Origin of the sequence: Epilithonimonas hispanica (genome assembly GCF_003385395.1) — a bacterium.
Lineage (GTDB): Bacteria > Bacteroidota > Bacteroidia > Flavobacteriales > Weeksellaceae > Epilithonimonas > Epilithonimonas hispanica.
Window position 1 is genome coordinate 120,202 of the sequence record NZ_QNUG01000001.1, and the last position, 18,627, is coordinate 138,828.

The following is an 18,627-nucleotide window of genomic DNA, read 5'->3' on the forward strand; positions in this document are numbered from 1 at the left end:
AAAAAATGTTAATAACTAAATAAAATCAACTTTTACAATCGAACCGAAATCATTATATTTGTGGAATTGAAATAAATACAGTTTATGAGATTTATTGTTGCCAGTGGCGATTTGCAAAAAGCTTTACAGACGGTGAGTGGCGTGATTTCAGGTTCACAATCCAGACCAATTTTGGAGAATTTTCTTTTCGAATTAGACCAGAACTTGTTGACAGTTACGGCTTCTGACGGTGAAACGACTTTGATTACTTCTCTTGAAGTGAAGTCGGATGACAAAGGAAAATTAGCAGTTCCAGGTAAGATTTTTCAGGATTTCTTGAAAACTTACGGTGAACAGCCTTTGACTCTTGCAGTTAAAGACTCCGAAGACGGAAACGGAAGCGTTTTGGAAATTTTGGATGAGAAAGACAACTTTGCAGTAGCGTTAGACAATGCGGATGATTATCCTGAGTTGCCGGAATTTGATGCATCTCAGAAAGTAACAATCGGTGGAGGAGTTTTGGCAGAGGCTCTTAACAATACACTTTTCGCTACAAGTAACGATTCTCTTCGTCCTGTGATGACTGGTGTTTTATTCCAATTCAAAGAAGATGAAACTAATTTTGTTTCCACAGATTCTCACAGATTGGTGGTTTACAAAAGAACAGATATCACGCATTCTGAAACTTTGGAATTCATTATGCCAAAGAAACCTTTGTCAATTTTCAAAAATATCCTGAACAATTCCAACGAAGATGTTGTGATTGAATTCAGTGATAATATGGCGAAATTCACATTCGGAAATAACATCTGGATTTGTCGTTTAATTGACGGGAAATATCCAAATTACAACGCTGTAATCCCGAAAGAAAATCCAAATGTTTTGACTATCAACAGAAGTTTACTTTTGAGTTCTATCAGAAGAGCATCTATTATGTCCAACAAATCTACGAATCAAGTGAGATTCAAATTATCTGGTAACGTTCTTCACCTTCACGCAGAAGATACAGAATACGCAAACAAAGCGGATATGCAGATTCCTTGTGATTATAACGGCGATGATATCAATATTGGTTTCAGTTCAAAATTCTTGACAGAAATGTTATCCGTTTTGGCTTCTGATGATATTACAATGAAAATGTCTCAGCCAAACAGACCTGGAATTGTAGAACCGGTTGACGGATTGGAGGAGAATGAAAGTATCCTGATGCTTTCTATGCCTGTAATAGGTTTATAATTTTAAAATTAACCATATTTAAAATTTGAGATTTGAAATTCAAGTCTCAAATTTTAGTTTAAGAATCTTAATTTTTTGGGCAGCAATTTCCGCCTTCCGTTCCCAATCTTTTTTTTCAATGCTTTTCCAACAGCAAAAAAAAGGATTTCCACTCAAGTCGGGCTGCAGCTTCGCAAAAATGAAGATTTGTAAATAAAAATAACCTTTGTCATTCCGTAGGAATCTAAACTTTTAGATTTCTTCAATGATAAAATAACTTAAAAATCTTGAATCTCGTTTCTTGAATCTAGATTCTAAATAAAATAAAAGAATGAAAATTTCTAATAATTGGCTTAAAGATTATATCAAAACAGACCTTAACTCAGAAAAAATCAGTGCTTATCTTACCGATATCGGTTTGGAGGTAGAAGGTGTTGATAAATTCGAAAGCATAAAAGGAAGTCTGGAAGGGATTGTTGTAGGTAAAGTTTTGACTTGCGAAAAACACCCAAATGCGGATAAACTAAGCAAAACAACAGTGGATGTTGGAAACGGAAAAGTGTTGGAAATTGTTTGTGGTGCACCAAATGTTGCTTCCGGACAAACTGTTCCTGTTGCTGTCGTTGGAACAAAAATCTACACAAAAGACGGAAGTTCTTTCGAAATCAAAAAGGCTAAAATCCGTGGCGAAGTTTCCGAAGGGATGATTTGCGCCGAGGACGAATTAGGTTTGAGTGACGACCACGCTGGAATTATGGTTTTGGACGAAACTAAATTTGAAGTTGGAAAACCTTTCGCTGATTATTATGAATTGACCAACGATGAGGTTTACGAAATCGGATTGACGCCCAACAGAACCGATGCAATGTCGCATTACGGCGTTGCAAGAGATTTGCAGGCGTTCGTTTCTTCTAATAATCTGAAATCAGAATTCACAAAATTAGAATCTAAAGTTTTAAACATCGAAGGTTCTCACGATTTCAAATTAGAAGTTGAAGATTCTGAATTAACGCCAAGATATTTAGGCGCAGTTTTAGAAAATGTAGAAATCAAAGCTTCTCCGGATTGGTTGAAAGCAAGATTGAAAGCTATCGGACTTTCGCCAATTAATAATGTTGTAGATATTACCAATTATATTCTTCACGGGCTTGGACAACCGCTTCATGCTTTTAATGCTGATAAAATTGCAGATAAAACAGTGAAAGTTGGAACTGTAGAAGCAGGAACCAAATTCAAAACTTTGGATAATGTTGAGAGAACTTTAAACGGTTCCGAAATTATGATCAAAGATGGAAAAGACAATCCACTTTGCATCGCCGGAGTTTTCGGTGGAAGTGAAAGCGGAGTTTCTTCCGAGACAAAAACGATTTTCTTAGAAAGTGCTTATTTTAATCCAGTGGCGATTAGAAAAGCTTCTAAATCTCACGGTTTGAATACCGATGCATCTTTCCGTTTCGAAAGAGGTGTTGACCCTAACAATGCAAGAACTGCTTTGACGCACGCGATTAATCTGATTCAGGAATTGGCGGGTGGGAAGTTGGTTGGAGAGATTTTGGAACATTATCCAGAGAAAATCAAAGACCATTATGTGGTTTTCAGATATTCGAAATTAGACCAGATTTTAGGGACTAAAATTCACAGAGAAAAAATTAAAGAAATTCTTAAATCTCTTGATATTCAGATTCTTAATGAAATTCAAAATGGTCTTGAATTGTCTGTTCCTGTTTACAGAGCAGATGTTATAAGAGAAATCGATGTGATTGAAGAAGTATTGAGAATCTACGGTTACAACAAAATCGATGCACCGAAGAAAATCTCTTTCACACCTGTTAAGTTGAGTTTTGACGACCAAGATGCTCTAGAGAATTCTTGGGCAAGAACGTTGCAATCCAACGGTTTTAATGAAGTGATGAACAATTCACTTCGCTCTGAAAAAGACGAAACCAATGCTGTGAAATTGCTGAATCCTTTGAGTAATGATTTAGCATTTATGAGAAAGTCTCTGTTAGAAGGACTTTTGGAAAATGCGATTTATAATATCAACAGAAAATCTTCTGACATCAAGTTTTTCGAATTAGGGAAAATTTATCATAAAAGAGAAAAATACGAAGAAAGAAAGCAATTAGCGATTTTGACTTCGGGAAGAGAAGTTGCGGAAAACTGGCGTCAGCCAAAAAGCGCAACAGATTTTTATTATTTGAAAGCTTACGTCAAAGTTCTTTTGGAAAAACTGAATCTAGATTTGCAAGAATCAGCTTTGGTTGATGATCGTTTTTCTGATGCTTTGGAAATAAAATCTGACGGAAAAACTGTTGCAAGAATTGGAAAAGTTGCGGCTCAAATGTTGAAAGATTTCGACATCAGCCAAGAAGTTATTTATGCAGAAATCGAGTTGGAAAACTGCCAAGCACTGAGAACGAAAGAAAATCTGAAATTCGTAGATATTCCGAAGTTTAACAAAATAAGAAGAGATTTGGCGTTGTTGGTAGATAAAACCATAAACTATTCAGAATTATACCAATTGGCGAAGAAAAACAAATCGCCGTTCCTGAAGAATATCAACTTGTTCGATGTTTACGAAGGGAAAAATCTTCCAGAAGGCAAAAAATCTTACGCAATGAGTTTCGAACTTCTGAATGAGGAAAAAACATTAGAAGATAAGGATATAACAGAGGTAATGAATTCTCTTATAAAATCCTTTCAGAAAGAATTCAAAGCAGAGTTGAGATAATTTTCATCAAATCTTTGACAAAATTTATTTTATGCTATAACCCTGTCAGAGTTTTTAGAATTCTGAAAGGGTTTTTATTTTTTTAAGAGATTTCTAAGGAAAATGATTTCTTCTTCCATATGTTTGATTTGCTTTTGATATGAGTTCCTTTCATTTTCAAAAGATTCTTTAATATTTAATGTTAAATAATTATTTTCTGAACTAGAACAATTATTGAACATCTGTTTTTCATCAAAAGTCAAAATATCAGGAGGTTTCATTTCAAAAAAATCTGCTAGTTTTTCTAAACGCTCCAAATCTAATTTTGTCTTATTATTTTCCACATCAGAATATGCTCTTTGGGTAATGTGTAATTTATCCGCTACTTCTGATTGAGAAAATCCTTTTATTTCTCTAATGCGTTTTATTTTGTGACCAATTTGCATATTATTTTTATTAAATATAAATATAGGTATTCTGAAGATATAATTCTTAAATATGCTGAAATTTTTCTTAATAAAGAAAAAAATCCACTTAAATTTTTTATAAATTATCAGATGTATATTGTGAACTTTATAATAATAAAAATATGCATAGAATTATTATTAAAAAATTATTAACTTTAAAATTAATTGAAATGAAAAATTTTTATTATTATTTGATTGGATTTGCATTGTTAACTGTTTTGGGAATCTATTCTTGTGACAGAGAAAAATTGATTGAAAACGCTGATCATAATAGCTCTGAAGTTATTGAAAAAGGATTTTCTAAAATTAATATTGATTTTATTACTACTGCAGGAAAACCTTATGAAGCTAAGAGATTCGTTATTTCAAATGGCACATTTTATAAAGAATATTCAAATATTACTTCAATAAAAAATGAAATTGTTCCTAATAATTGTTCCTATAGATTTGTTTGGCATTCTGGAGAATATGATACCCAAGATCAATTAACATTAGATTTAGCTAACAAAGTTTATGATTTTAATTTTTATTGCTTGGATAGAAATAAAACCGTTAGTAGAGTTGAGCCATATGTTTTAATAGAAGAAAAAGATGCAAATGCAAAACTGACTTATGAATGGAATGAATCTACAAATGAACTTACATATTCTTTAGATAGAAAACCAGGTAAAATTGTTGATATAGTTACTTGGATTGATACAAAATTATTAGAACTTCCAAACTATGGATTAACAAGTCTTGGGAAAAATGCTGAAGCAATGATTGGAAAAGATGCTTCTGTGTGTTTTCCTCCAAATGTGAATTTAACCATTTCTTGGGGGTCTGCTATGGAAAGTTCTGATAAAAAAGTTAATACTGTGAAATTAAAATTTGAAAAAATTCCTGATAATTATACATTTGTAGGGATTCGTGAAGCTACGGATAATGGTTATATTCTTCCAGAACCCTCTACAGATTTTGATAAAGCAAAAAGAATAGAACTATTAGATGCTAATGGTAAAAAAATTGAAAGTAAATATATCTATCCTCAATTTGCTGTGCCGAATGGTTTATACTATATGACTCCAAATTATATTTCAGAGTCAGAATTTTATTGTCCTACTATCCCAGTAAAAGTTGAAAATAACAAAGCATCTATTTTTGAGTATTATCCGATTAAGAAAAATGATTTAAAACCTAATACATTTCATTTAGTGGCAGAATATTATCATACAATAACCAATGTTAAAGCTAATTTCAGCGATAATAAAATACAAATTTCAGGTAAGGCTAAACAAACTAAGGCGACTAATTATAGTAATTATTATTATGGTGTAATTGTTCTTGATACTAAAACTAAATTGAAAAAAATTAATAATCTTGAGAAGGGCATAGTGAGTGTTTTAAAACAGAATAATGATTATTCAATAAAATATAAAGATGGTCTCCAGATTGTTTCACTTCGAATTCCATATTCTTCTGATAATTTTATTGTAGAAACAGATAAGTTGTAGTTAATAAACAATCATTGTTGCAAATTATTTTGCAACAATGATTTGTATGTCAGAGCTTTTTTTAATCGGATAAATTTATTATTATGCAAAAAATTGAAACAGTATTACTTAGGAGTTGGAGCAGTTCGCGACTACATAATGAAGTCAAAAAGGTTATTAATAATTTGCCGCAATATAGTGAGTTAATAAATGTATCTTTTAGTGTTAATATTTATATGATGCCTTATGCGGTCATTGTTTTTAAAACTAAATAATTATTATGAATATATTTAAATTGATTTTTATATTAGGTATTTTCAATGCTTTCTTTGTAAAAGCACAGACCCATCGTTTTCTTTATCACATTTCTTTCAAAGCAGACTCTTTATCAAATGATTATACAAAAAAGGTATCTGTCTTGGATATAGAAAAAAATAGAGTTAAATTCTTTCCAGAAGATTTTTTAATAAAAGATTCCATTAGAATTAAGACAGGTAATTATAATTATTCTTATGAAAATTTTGATTATCAATTGATTAGGTATAATAATTCTGGTGTTAATATTAATTATGCTACCATTGTACCATTGTACTATTCTTACACAACAAATGATAACCAAGATTGGAAAATTGTAAATGAAACAAAAGAAGTAAACGGATTACAGCTTCAGAAAGCAACCACCTTTTTCGGAGGTCGGCATTGGGAAGCTTGGTTTTCTCTTTCTTTTCCTTTTCAGGAAGGTCCATATAAATTTAGAGGATTACCAGGATTGATTGTAGAGCTGAAAGATGATAAAAATCAATTTATTTTCCAGCTAGCAAAAAATGTAAATTTGTCCTCCAATTTTGATACTTCTTTTTATTTGGAAAATCTCAATGAAGAAAAACCAATAAAAATATCAGAAGAAGCGTACAAAAAAATAAAAATAGATAACTTCATAAATCCGTTAAAAGATTTTGGAGATCAAGAAGTTTTATTTAAGGATGAGTCTGGAAATCTTACAAAATTAAATGTTAAGGATTATACAAAACGCACACAAGATTATTTAAGAAAATATAATAATCCTATTGAATTGGATAAAGCAATCTATTATCCTAAATAAATGAAAATATTTATTTATAAACTTTGTTTCAGATTTTGACCGCTTGTTGCTAAAGGTTTTTACGAGCCAGCATAATCCAACAAATCACCTTTCCTGAAAAATATCAATCTGTTTGATGTTTACGAAGGTAAAAACCTTCCGGAAGGCAAAAAATCTTATGCATTAAGTTTTGAACTTCTAAACGAAGAAAAAACCTTAAAAGACAAAGACATCACAGAAGTAATGAACTCTCTTATCAAATCTTTCGCAAAAGAATTCAATGCGGAGTTGAGATAAATTAAGAGGATTTCCCATACAAAACCCTTTCAGAGTTTCAAACCTCTGAAAGCGTTTCTCTTTTTCAGTCTGAGGCTCTCGAAGCTTGCTAGCATTGTCAGTCTTAGGCTCTCGAACATATATAAAAAATAAAACTCCTTATAAATTAAAACAAGATTTAAGTAAATGAGTCAAATTTTTAGGAGCTAAATCCCGCTATCCGCTATATCTTTTTGTCATTGCAAACGAAGAGAAGCAATTCTTAGATGTTTTCACTGCAATGGCAAAAAGGGACGACTCTACTATCGGGGCTATAAAATAAAAAACCTCAGAAATTTTTCTGAGGTTTTTTTAGTTAAAAATTGACCAAATTATTTTCTAAAAAACTGTCCAATCCCAGCTGATTCAAAATTGAAATTAGAAGCATTCTCCGACTTATCCAATTTTTTACTGATGGTCAAAGCCCAAAGAACCAATTCTTTGCAGAAGTTTTTATCGTTGCTGTCTAATTCTGGGACGTTTTCTTCAATCAAAGTGGTAAGAGGTTTTATGCTGTCCAATTTGTTGTAGAATTCTTTATCCGTATCAGAATAATTGAGTTCCAGATGATTGTTGTTGAACCATTGGATGATATCGGTGTAAGGTGTTTTCAAGCCTTCTTTTTCAAGTTTTGGAACTCTTGGGAAAAGGCTTTCGAATTGTGTCATCGCAGCGTCATCAATTAATATTTTGGCTACGAAATCTGCGCCTTCCTGTTCGCCTTCATATACCAATTCAATCTTACCAGTAATGGATGGAATAATTGACATAAAATCCAACAAACGAACTTGCGTCTTATCCGAATCAGATTCCAATAGTCTCAATTTAGCAGCTGCAATTAGGTTTTCCATCGCACTAATGGTTAACCTCGCACTTACACCACTTTTCGCATCTACATATTCACTTTCTCTGGCCGCAAAAGCGACTTCTTCCAAAAGATTTCGTGCCAAGTCCGGAACTTGGATTTTTGCTTTATCATCTTCAGAAATCAATGCTTCCTGTTCGGTGATTTGTCTTGCTAATGCTATGGTTTTTGGATAATGTGTAAAAATCTGAGAACCAATTCTGTCCTTCAAAGGTGTTACAATACTTCCTCTGTTCGTATAATCTTCAGGATTCGCTGTAAATACAAACTGAATATCCAAAGGCATTCTCAACTGGAAACCTCGGATCTGGACATCACCTTCCTGCAAAATATTAAACAAAGAAACCTGAATTCTCGCCTGCAAATCCGGCAATTCATTCAAAACAAAAATAGAACGGTTTGCTCTTGGAATCATTCCGTAATGTAAAACACGCTCGTCAGAATAAGGTAGCTTCAAAGTTGCCGCTTTGATTGGGTCGATATCACCAATCAAATCGGCAACATTCACATCTGGAGTTGCCAATTTTTCAAAGAATCTCTCCGAACGATGAACCCAAGAAATTGGCGTTTCATCTCCCAACTCAGCAATTAAATCTCTTGCGAATTTCGATATCGGATTGAAAGGACTGTCGTTGATTTCGGAACCTTTCACAATCGGCATATATTCGTCCAAAAGATTGACCATACTTCTGGCAATTCTGGTTTTTGCTTGTCCACGTAATCCTAAAAGATTGATGTGATGTCCAGCCAAAATTGCTTTCTTCAATTGCGGAATCACGGTGTCTTCGTAGCCCCAAAGTCCTTCAAAAACGGGTTCTTTAGCTTTGATTTTTGCAATCAGATTGGCTTGGATTTCCTGATTGATGGTTTTATCTGTATATCCCGATTTTTTTAATTTTTTAAATGTCGTATCGTTCTTCATTTTATAAATGATATTATTTTGTTTTATATTTTTTTACCACAAAAGTCACAAAAGAAATTTTTGAAAATTTAGCTTATCAAAAGTCCAAAAAAACTCAACATAACTTCTGATGAAAGCTTTTTATTCTTTTATAGTGCAAAAACTTTTGTGTCTTTTGTGGTTTAAATTTTCAAATTGAAAACTTTTTACTTTTGCATTTTAACTTGTCTCTTTCTAAATCCTTTTAATTCTATTTTTTTCGTAATCTTCAAATATCATTTGTCCCAAACCTGAAAGTCCTGTTAAGAAAGCTTTTCCTTTGTTTTGAGCGGTGAAAGCTTTCACAAATTGTCTCAAATATGGATCTTGCGCAATCATAAAAGTGGTGATTGGGATTTTCAGTTTTCTGGCTTGTGCCGCTCTGTTGAGACATTCGGAGACGATTTTTTCATCCAGACCCACGCTGTTCATATAATATTCGCCGGTTGGAAGTTTTAGGCAACTTGGTTTTCCGTCCGTAATCATAAAGATTTGTTTGTTGGTGTTTCTTTTTCTTCGGAGAATATCCATTGCTAATTCTAATCCTGCAACCGTATTAGTATGATAAGGTCCGACTTGTAGATAAGGCAAATCTTTAATCTGAATCGGCCACGCATCGTTCCCAAAAACAATAATATCAATGGAATCTTTCGGATATTTTCTTTTGATGAGTTCCACCAAAGCCATCGCTACTTTTTTGGCAGGCGTGATTCGGTCTTCACCATACAATATCATTGAGTGGCTGATGTCAATCATCAAAACCGTGCTCATCTGCGCTTTGTGTTTGGTTTCTTCTACGATGAGGTCATTTTCCGTTAACCTCAAGTCTGAAATCCCATTGTTGATTTGTGCGTTTTTGATACTTTCCGTTAGGTTGACGGTTGCAAGGTCATCACCAAATTGGAAATTTCGGTTTTCTCCATCTTTCTCGTCACCAACACCGCTTTTGTTAGTTCTGTGATTACCAACGCCGCTTTTTCTCAGTTTTCCAAATATTTGGTCGAGGGCATAATCTCGCAAAGCGGCTTCCAATTTGGCTGTCAGGATATTTCTGCCTTCTCCAGAACCTGTATTACCATCTTCAGGTTTGATTTCTTCCTTGATGTAACCTCGTTTTTTAAGGTCTTCGATAAAGTCGTCCAAACCATATTCTTCATTGAAAATATCGTACTCTTTATCCAGCATATCCAGCCAGTCAAAAGCTTCGTCCAAATCTCCGGAAGTGTGGATGAGCAAGTCTTTGAAAATGCCAAATACCCTGTCGAAATGTGAAACCTCTTCCGGAATATGCTTACTGAAAGTAAATCCCGTCTGGAAGTTTTTATTTTTATCTGTCATAGATTGATTTCAAATTTGAGATACAATTTAGGCATTATTAGCAAAATCTGAACCGTAAGAGTATAGAAAAAAGTAATGGCAGTGATAAACTTATACATTAAACACAAAGACACAAGGTTTTAATTTTACTCAATAATTCTTTTAAGGCACAAAAGTTTTCAAGTTTTTTGGCTTTTTTTAATTTACTTTTAAAATATTTTTTAACCACATAGACACATAGTTGTTTGTATAAAATCTAAGAAAAAACAGTAGAGTGTTTAGCTCTATTTTATCTTTTTTTAAAGACAATATTGTGTTTTATCTATGTGACTATGTGGTTTTATTAATTTTTAAAAAAGCTTTTAAAGTTGTGAAAATTTTAGCGGAAATATCTTTGTGCCTTAAAAACGAATCGAAAAAAAATATTTTGTGCCTTTGTGTTTAACTTAAAACTACGAAACTAAAATTCTATCTTTGCAAAAGATTTACCGCTATGAAAGACTTAATGGGACGCGCAATCTGGGATTATTATCACAACGATAATCCTGAAGATTTGCAAACCGAAACTTCGATTTCTGAACTGGATGAACTTCCTGTGGATTACCTTTTCCGAGATTTTGATGAGATGAATAAAATCGAACAAAAAGCTTTGAAACTGGCGATCGGAAAAGTTTTGGATATTGGAGCAGGAGCAGGTTCGCATTCTCTTTATCTTCAAAATGACAGAAATCTTGAAGTTACGGCATTGGATATTTCTCCAAAATCGATTGAAGTTTGTAAACTGAGAGGAATCAAGAATGCGTTCGCTGAAAATATGTTGCATTTTTCAGAAGGTAATTTCGATACGATTCTTTTATTGATGAACGGAACAGGAATTTTTCAAAGTTTGAATGTCATTGATATTTATCTTAAAAAACTTCATTCATTATTGAGTTCAAAAGGCCAAATCTTGATTGATAGTACCGATATTATCTATATGTTTGACGAGGATGAGGACGGTGGCTTTTACATCCCAGCAGATGGTTATTATGGCGAACTAGATTATATTGTTCATTATAAAGGCGAGTCTGAAGAGCCGATAAAATGGCTGTATCTCGATTTCAATACTTTGAAAAACGCTGCAGAAAATAATGGTTTTAAAATTGAAAAAGTTCTGCAGGAAGAAGATTCTTATCTGGCGAAACTGACTAAGAAATAAAAAAGAGGCTATCCTTTTGAGACAGCCTCTTTTTGTTTATGTAATTTTTAATATTACCCAATCTCAATCCCATTCTCAACGGTTTCATCCGGCGTTACGAATGATAATTTTCCGTCAGGTTTTGTTGTCAATAAAAACATTCCTTGAGACTCGATTCCGCGGATTTTTCTTGGCGCAAGATTCAGAAGAATCATTACTTGTTTTCCAATCAATTCTTCCGGAGAAAAGCTCTCCGCAACACCAGAAACAACCGTTCTGATGTCCACACCAGTATCCACTTTGAACTTCAATAATTTGTCTGCTTTCTCCACTTTTTCAGCTTCAAGAATGGTAGCAGTTCTAAGATCGATTTTAGAAAAATCATCGAATTGAATTTCGTCTTTCATAGGATTGGCGTTAGGATTTGTTTTCTTGTTATTTTGTTTGGTATTTTCTAATTTTTGGATTTGAGCCTCAATCACATCATCTTCGATTTTCGAGAAAAGAAGAGAGGCTTCATTGATTTGATGTCCGCTTTCAATCAGGATATTTTTGTTTTCAACATCGTTCCAGTCAGATTTTTGAACATTGAACATATTCAATAATTTTTCTGAACTGAAAGGCATAAATGGTTCTGACAACTGAGCCAAAGCCACAGCAATTTGCGCTCCAATGAATAGAGAATTCGCCGCTTTTTCAGGTTGGTCCTTGATTGTTTTCCAAGGCTCTTCTGTCTGAAGAAACTGATTTCCAAATCTTGCCAAATTCATCAACGCTGACAAAGCATTTCTGAATTCGAAGTTATCCAAGAAAGTTCCGATTTCTTTTGCTGCTTTTTTGATTTCGTTCAATTCCTCAGCGTTATTGTTTCCTTCCGGAACAATTCCGTTGTAATATTTGTGAATCAAAACCGCAACTCTGTTGATAAAGTTTCCGAAAATCCCAACCAATTCAGAATTGTTTTTGGTTTGGAAATCTTTCCAAGTAAAGTTATTATCCTTAGTTTCCGGAGCAGACGAAAGCAATGCGTATCTCAACACATCCTGCTGACCCGGGAAATCCTCAACATATTCGTGTGCCCAAACTGCCCAGTTTCTTGAAGTGGAGATTTTTTCGTTTTCAAGATTAAGGAATTCGAAAGCGGGAACATTTTTCGGCATAATATAATCGCCGTGCGCTTTCATCATACTTGGAAAAATGATACAGTGGAAAACGATATTATCCTTTCCGATGAAATGAATCAAATCTGAGTTTTCGTTTTGCCAATAATCTTTCCAATCTTTCCCGTTTTTCTCCGCCCATTCCTGAGTGAAAGAGATGTAGCCAATTGGCGCATCAAACCAAACATAAAGTACTTTTCCTTCTGCACCAGGAAGAGGAATAGGAACGCCCCAATTCAAATCTCTGGTCATTGCACGAGGTTTCAGTCCGTCATTCAACCAAGATTTTACTTGTCCGTAAACGTTGGTTTTCCAGTCATCTTTATGGCCTTCGATAATCCATTCGTTTAGGAAATCTTCATATTCGTTCAGAGGAAGATACCAGTTTTTGGTTTCTTTAAGAACGGGAACATTGCCGCTCAACATCGATTTTGGATTGATTAGCTCCGATGGAGAAAGGGTAGACCCACATTTCTCACATTGGTCACCGTAGGCATTTTCGTTACCGCAATTTGGACAAGTTCCCACAATGTATCGGTCTGCCAAGAATTCGTTGGCTTGTTCGTCAAAATATTGTTCAGAAACTTCTTCCGTGAATTTTCCCTTATTATATAATGTCTTGAAAAAATCCTGACTTACATCGTAATGTTTTTTGGATGTCGTTCTGGAGTATTCGTCAAAAGAGATTCCTAAATCGGAGAAAGATTGTTTGATAATCCCGTGGTATTTGTCCACGATATCCTGCGGTGTCACACCTTCTTTTTTTGCTCTGATGGTAATCGGAATCCCGTGTTCATCCGAACCGCAAATAAAAGCGACATCTTTTCCCGTTCTTCTCTGGAATCTTGCATAGACATCAGCCGGAATGTAAACACCCGCCAAATGCCCTATATGAACCGGTCCGTTTGCGTAAGGCAAAGCGGCGGTAATCATTTTTTTGTTTGACATTTTTTAATTGAAAATTTGAGATGCAAAATTACGATTTTTCATTTTAAAAATAGGATAGATGTTAAATATATGTAGAGAGTTATAATAGCTGTTTTTTTTCTTGGCGTATTTAGATTGTGTTTTTGTTTATAAATCGAAACATCGAAATTGTAATATTTCTATTAGACTTTATTAAGTCTTTCCTGTACTCTATGTTTATCCATTGTTGGATCAAATTAATATTGTTTTATTTTTATTTATTTTGATTGGATGGGTTTATAAATTTATTTTAATTCATCTATTTTATAGGATATTTTTAGTTTTGTTAAAATCACGAAAATATTGAGGTTTTTGAGGTTTTAATAAATTCGAAAAAAAATAAATTATTTCATTTTTGATTAATATAGGATTAATATTGGTTAATTTAGAAGAAGAAAAACGTGTTAAAAATGTTCAAAAATAGGTTAAAAATGATAATTGTTACTAAAATTAACATTTGGTTATGTTGTTGATTATTAGTTTATTGTATTTTTGTGAGTGTGTTTTTGTAATTAAAAATAGTACTAAATTAACCGTTTTTAAAAATTTTTTAACACAATGTTGTTTTTTTTATAAATTGCGAATCTAGATTAAGTGTTGTCTAGAAACAAATAAGAAAATAATATAAACCTTAAAAATTTATTTTTTGTGAGAAACTATAATGTATTAAAAATTGCTCCAGCTTTTCTATTGCTCGGATCAATGTTACATGCACAACAAAACGATACGGTGAAAAAAGAAACCGAGATTGAGCAAGTTGTGCTGATTGGTTATGGTAAGCAGAAGAAAACAGACCTTACTGGTTCTATAACTTCTATTACATCAAAAGACTTTAACGAAGGCGGTATTACTTCACCAGAACAATTAATTCAAGGTAAAGCATCTGGTATTCAAATTACTACTAACAGTGGTGCTCCTGGTGCTGGTTCAACAATTAGAATCAGAGGTGGAGCTTCACTAAATGCTAGTAATGATCCATTAATTGTTATTGATGGAGTACCATTAGATAATAAAGGAATTAGCGGTGCTTCTAATCCTTTGGCATTAATTAACCCTAATGATATCGAAAGTTTTAATATCCTTAAAGATGCTTCTGCAACTGCGATCTATGGATCTAGAGCTTCTAATGGGGTTATTATTATAACTACAAAAAAGGGAAAAACTGGGAAATTAAAAGCGACTTATACTACGACTACATCTATTTATGATAAGATGGGCACTGTAGATATGTTATCTGCTGATCAGTTTAGAGAAGTAGTTAATTCTAAAGCTGCTGATAATTACAAATTACTTCTAGGTCAATCTAATACCAATTGGCAGAATAAAATCTATCAGACTGCGGTTGGATATGATAATTCAATTTCTTTGTCTGGAGGAGTGAAAGGTTTGCCTTATAGATTGTCTTTGGGTTATCTTAATCAGGATGGTATTATTAAAACTAATAATATTGAAAGATCAACTGCATCATTAAATTTGAATCCTAAATTTTTTGATAATCACCTCGATATTAATTTCAATTTGAAAGGTACTTATGTTGAAAACCGTTTCAAAGATGATGGAGCTGTTGGAGCAGCAGTGGTATTTGATCCAACTCAATCCGTATATGCACCTGGTTTTGATAATTATGGAGGATATTTCGAATGGTTGGATTCTACCGGTACGCCAAATACAAATGGAACAAAAAATCCTTTATCAATGCTTAATCAACGTTATGATCTTTCGTACGTTAAAAGGGTTTTGGGTAATATCCAGTTTGATTACAAAATGCATTTTTTGCCAGAATTGAGAGCAAATCTTAATCTTGGTTATGATTACTCCGATTCTAATGGAAATACTACTGTTTTGCCAACTGCAGCTTCCGAATATTATAGAAAAGGTTCTTATAGAAGATATACTCAGGAGAAGAAAAATAAGTTGTTAGAATTTTATTTAAACTATACCAAAGAGATTTTAGACATCCGATCATTGGTGGACTTTACTGTTGGTTACTCCTATCAAGATTGGCAAAGAAGCGAGCCTTTTGCTCCAACAATTTATGGTAATGGAACGATGAATCCAGAAACAGGTAATGATTTTTTCACTCAAAATACATTAATCTCTTATTTTGGAAGGCTAAACTATACTTTTGATAAAAAATATCTTTTAACAGCTTCCGTAAGAAGAGATGCTTCTTCAAGATTTAGTGAAGATAATAGAGTTGGGTATTTTCCTTCTGTAGCATTAGCTTGGAGAATGGATCAAGAAAACTTTATTAAAAATGCTAATGTATTCTCCACATTAAAATTGAGAGCAGGTTGGGGGCAAACAGGTCAACAGGATATCAATGATAATGATTACCCTTATTTAGCTAGATATGTTCAATCTAATAGTGGTGCGCAGTATCAAATAGGGGATGATTTTTACAATACCTTAAGAGGTCAAGGATATGATAAGAATATCAAATGGGAAACAACCACTACTAAAAATTTGGGACTTGACTTTGGTTTCTTGCAAAATAGAATCAATGGTAGTATAGAAGTTTATGAAAAAGAGACAAAAGATTTGTTAAGCGTTGTGCCAGTTCCAGCTGGAGCCAATTTAACAAACTTACTTTTGACCAATGTTGGTGATATGAGAAATAGGGGTGTAGAATTTAACATTGGAGTTGAAGCAATTAAAAATGAAAATTTCTCATGGGAATTTAATTTAAATGCCACTCATTATAAATCAGAAATAACCAATTTAGCATCAACTTCTGTATTGACAGGCGGTATATCTGGAGGAACTGGAAGTACCATTCAAATACATGCAGAAGGATATCAGCCAAATTCTTTTTATGTCTATCAACAGGCATATGATCAGGCTGGTAAACCAATGGAAGGTATATATGTAGATCGTAATGGAGACGGTATCATCAATAGTGCAGATTTATATCAATATAAATCTCCCGCACCAGATTTATTGTTAGGTTTTTCATCTAGATTTACTTACAAAAACTGGGATTTGGGATTTACTATGAGAGCTAGTTTTGGAAATTATATTTATAATAATCAAGCTTCTCAATATGGAAATCTATCGGGAATTAAAGCAAATAATTATCTGCAAAACATACATTCGAGCTATTTAGATACTCAATTTGATAACCCGCAATATTTTAGTGATTATTATGTAGAAAATGGGTCATTCTTAAGAATGGATAATATTAATATAGGATATAATTTTCCAAGTTTTATTAATGAAAATTCAAAATTAAGAGTGTTTGGCTCTGTTCAAAACGCTTTCTTGATCACTAACTATAGTGGACTAGATCCAGAAGTGTTCAATGGTATTGATAATAACCTTTATCAAAGACCAAGGGTATATTCAGTTGGGTTAAACTTTCAATTTTAATTAAAAAGTCATGAAATTTAAAAATATATTAATCACAGGTATCACTACATCATTATTTCTTGCATCTTGTGAGAAAGATTTGGATCGTATGCCGGAAACAGAAATAACTTCGGCATCTGTGTACTCTAATTTTAGTAATTATAAGGGTGTTTTAGCAAAGGTTTATGCTGGTCTCGCAATGAGTGGGCAAGAAGGTGGTGATGGTAGTGCAGATATTGGAGGTATTGATGGAGGTACTTCAAATTATTTAAGACAATATTTTCAATTACAAGAATTACCAACGGATGAAGCAATTGTTGCTTGGTCAGATTCTGGTCTTCCAGATATTCATAATATGAGTTGGGCTGCGAATAATCAGTATGTTACAGCTCTTTATTACAGGATTTATTATCAAATTGCTATGGCTAATGAATTTATCCGAGAAACTCAAGATGATAAACTTTCTTCTAGAAATATAACTGGGAGTGATGCTGATGAAGCTAGATTATACAGAAATGAAGCCCGTTTTATGAGAGCTTTAAGTTATTCACATGCCATAGATTTATTTGGTAATGGTCCTTTCGTAACCGAAAAAGATGAAGTTGGTGTAAAGCCCCCTCCAAGAATTGAACGTAAAGATCTCTTTAATTATATAGAGTCCGAATTAAAAGATCTTGAAGGTCTTTTAAAAGATCCTAGAACCAATGAATATGGTAGAGCGGACAAGGGAGCTGTTTATATGTTATTAGCAAAATTATATTTAAATGCTGAAGTTTATACAGGAGAAAATAGATATAGTGACGCAAGACTTTATGCTGAAAAAGTTATTAATTCAGGATATTCTCTTAAAAATAATTACAATGAACTTTTCTTGGCAGATAATAACTTAGACAATAACGAAGCTATTTTCTCTGTTAATTTTGATGGTACACATACTAGAACTTATGGTGGAACAACATTTATTATTCATGCCTCTACAGGAGGTTCTATGGTAGCAGCTAATTTTGGCATCAATAGCGGTTGGGGAGGTATCAGAAGTACAAAAAATCTAGTGAATCTTTTCCCCACAACAGATGGTTCTAAAGACAAAAGAGGCGTTTTTCATTCCGATGGACAAAGTTTAGAGATTAATGCAGTAGGAACTTTTACAGATGGTTATCCGCTTATTAAATTTAAAAATATAACAAGATCTGGAGCAGCTGGATCCGATACGGGAGGTGACTTTGTAGATACTGATTTTCCTTTATTCCGTTTAGCGGATGCTTACCTAATTTATGCCGAAGCTGTTTTGAGAGGCGGTGGAGGTAGTATGTCTACAGCCTTAGGATATGTCAATGCTTTAAGAACTAGAGCTTATGGAAATACGAGTGGAAATGTATCATCTATAAATTTAGATTTTATTTTAGAAGAAAGAGCAAGAGAATTAGCTTGGGAAGCAACAAGGAGAACAGACCTTATCCGTTATGGTAAGTTTACATCAAGCAATTATTTATGGCCTTTCAAAGGAGGTGTAAAAGATGGGCGAGCAGTAGAAAGTTATAGACAAATTTATCCTATCCCTACTAATGATCTGATTGCTAATCCAAATCTTGTGCAAAATTCAGGATACTAATAA

The 18,627-nt window shown here is 33.2% G+C and carries 11 protein-coding genes and 1 pseudogene; 8 read left to right on the top strand and 4 right to left on the bottom strand.

The window, feature by feature from the left end; all coding sequences use genetic code 11:
• Nucleotides 1–84: 84 nt before the first annotated feature.
• On the top strand, nucleotides 85–1,215 hold the full coding sequence (dnaN, locus tag DRF58_RS00540; protein WP_116031623.1) for a DNA polymerase III subunit beta: 1,131 nt from the start codon (nucleotides 85–87) through the stop codon (nucleotides 1,213–1,215).
• 310 nt (nucleotides 1,216–1,525) lie between these two features.
• Nucleotides 1,526–3,925: a phenylalanine--tRNA ligase subunit beta gene (pheT, locus tag DRF58_RS00545; RefSeq protein WP_116031625.1), complete on the top strand. Its 2,400-nt coding sequence runs from the start codon at nucleotides 1,526–1,528 to the stop codon at nucleotides 3,923–3,925.
• A gap of 74 nt (nucleotides 3,926–3,999) precedes the next feature.
• Here pheT and DRF58_RS00550 read toward each other — a convergent pair whose 3' ends face one another.
• The gene (locus tag DRF58_RS00550) at nucleotides 4,000–4,350 is read right to left on the bottom strand and encodes a helix-turn-helix domain-containing protein (RefSeq protein WP_116031628.1); all 351 of its coding nucleotides are present in this window, start codon (nucleotides 4,348–4,350) and stop codon (nucleotides 4,000–4,002) included.
• Nucleotides 4,351–4,493: 143 nt separating this feature from the next.
• Between DRF58_RS00550 and DRF58_RS00560 the strand changes: the two genes are divergently transcribed.
• The 3 genes and pseudogenes from DRF58_RS00560 to DRF58_RS00570 form a co-directional block, all read left to right on the top strand.
• A complete protein-coding gene (locus tag DRF58_RS00560; RefSeq protein WP_116031632.1) occupies nucleotides 4,494–5,864 on the top strand; it encodes a hypothetical protein in 1,371 nt (456 codons plus the stop codon).
• A gap of 259 nt (nucleotides 5,865–6,123) precedes the next feature.
• Nucleotides 6,124–6,945: a GLPGLI family protein gene (locus DRF58_RS00565; RefSeq protein WP_116031635.1), complete on the top strand. Its 822-nt coding sequence runs from the start codon at nucleotides 6,124–6,126 to the stop codon at nucleotides 6,943–6,945.
• Between the two features lie 84 nt (nucleotides 6,946–7,029).
• Nucleotides 7,030–7,221, top strand: a pseudogene (locus tag DRF58_RS00570) (phenylalanine--tRNA ligase subunit beta-related protein); the annotation flags it as partial.
• A gap of 350 nt (nucleotides 7,222–7,571) precedes the next feature.
• On the opposite strand, the gene DRF58_RS00575 reads toward DRF58_RS00570, so the two are convergent.
• Complete coding sequence (locus DRF58_RS00575) at nucleotides 7,572–9,026, bottom strand: sigma 54-interacting transcriptional regulator (RefSeq protein ID WP_116031636.1); 1,455 nt, start codon at nucleotides 9,024–9,026, stop codon at nucleotides 7,572–7,574.
• Nucleotides 9,027–9,239: 213 nt separating this feature from the next.
• A complete protein-coding gene (locus tag DRF58_RS00580) occupies nucleotides 9,240–10,382 on the bottom strand; it encodes a vWA domain-containing protein (protein ID WP_185144522.1) in 1,143 nt (380 codons plus the stop codon).
• A gap of 472 nt (nucleotides 10,383–10,854) precedes the next feature.
• On the opposite strand from DRF58_RS00580, the gene DRF58_RS00585 reads away from it, so the two are divergent.
• Nucleotides 10,855–11,559, top strand: a complete 705-nt coding sequence (locus tag DRF58_RS00585; protein ID WP_116031639.1) for a class I SAM-dependent methyltransferase — start codon at nucleotides 10,855–10,857, stop codon at nucleotides 11,557–11,559.
• Nucleotides 11,560–11,612: 53 nt separating this feature from the next.
• Here DRF58_RS00585 and metG read toward each other — a convergent pair whose 3' ends face one another.
• The gene (gene metG, locus DRF58_RS00590; protein ID WP_116031640.1) at nucleotides 11,613–13,646 is read right to left on the bottom strand and encodes a methionine--tRNA ligase; all 2,034 of its coding nucleotides are present in this window, start codon (nucleotides 13,644–13,646) and stop codon (nucleotides 11,613–11,615) included.
• 666 nt (nucleotides 13,647–14,312) lie between these two features.
• Here metG and DRF58_RS00595 point away from each other — a divergent pair.
• Both DRF58_RS00595 and DRF58_RS00600 read left to right on the top strand, forming a co-directional pair.
• The gene (locus tag DRF58_RS00595) at nucleotides 14,313–17,033 is read left to right on the top strand and encodes a SusC/RagA family TonB-linked outer membrane protein (protein ID WP_116031643.1); all 2,721 of its coding nucleotides are present in this window, start codon (nucleotides 14,313–14,315) and stop codon (nucleotides 17,031–17,033) included.
• Between the two features lie 10 nt (nucleotides 17,034–17,043).
• Nucleotides 17,044–18,624: a RagB/SusD family nutrient uptake outer membrane protein gene (locus DRF58_RS00600; protein ID WP_116031644.1), complete on the top strand. Its 1,581-nt coding sequence runs from the start codon at nucleotides 17,044–17,046 to the stop codon at nucleotides 18,622–18,624.
• Nucleotides 18,625–18,627: the final 3 nt, after the last annotated feature.

What these genes read in the sequence shown, in the direction of transcription:
- dnaN (WP_116031623.1), top strand. Translation starts at nt 85, where the DNA reads ATGAGATTTATTGTTGCCAGTGGCGATTTGCAAAAAGCTTTACAGACG.
- pheT (WP_116031625.1), top strand. Translation starts at nt 1,526, where the DNA reads ATGAAAATTTCTAATAATTGGCTTAAAGATTATATCAAAACAGACCTT.
- DRF58_RS00550 (WP_116031628.1), bottom strand. Translation starts at nt 4,350, where the DNA reads ATGCAAATTGGTCACAAAATAAAACGCATTAGAGAAATAAAAGGATTT.
- DRF58_RS00560 (WP_116031632.1), top strand. Translation starts at nt 4,494, where the DNA reads ATGCATAGAATTATTATTAAAAAATTATTAACTTTAAAATTAATTGAA.
- DRF58_RS00565 (WP_116031635.1), top strand. Translation starts at nt 6,124, where the DNA reads ATGAATATATTTAAATTGATTTTTATATTAGGTATTTTCAATGCTTTC.
- DRF58_RS00575 (WP_116031636.1), bottom strand. Translation starts at nt 9,026, where the DNA reads ATGAAGAACGATACGACATTTAAAAAATTAAAAAAATCGGGATATACA.
- DRF58_RS00580 (WP_185144522.1), bottom strand. Translation starts at nt 10,382, where the DNA reads ATGACAGATAAAAATAAAAACTTCCAGACGGGATTTACTTTCAGTAAG.
- DRF58_RS00585 (WP_116031639.1), top strand. Translation starts at nt 10,855, where the DNA reads ATGAAAGACTTAATGGGACGCGCAATCTGGGATTATTATCACAACGAT.
- metG (WP_116031640.1), bottom strand. Translation starts at nt 13,646, where the DNA reads ATGTCAAACAAAAAAATGATTACCGCCGCTTTGCCTTACGCAAACGGA.
- DRF58_RS00600 (WP_116031644.1), top strand. Translation starts at nt 17,044, where the DNA reads ATGAAATTTAAAAATATATTAATCACAGGTATCACTACATCATTATTT.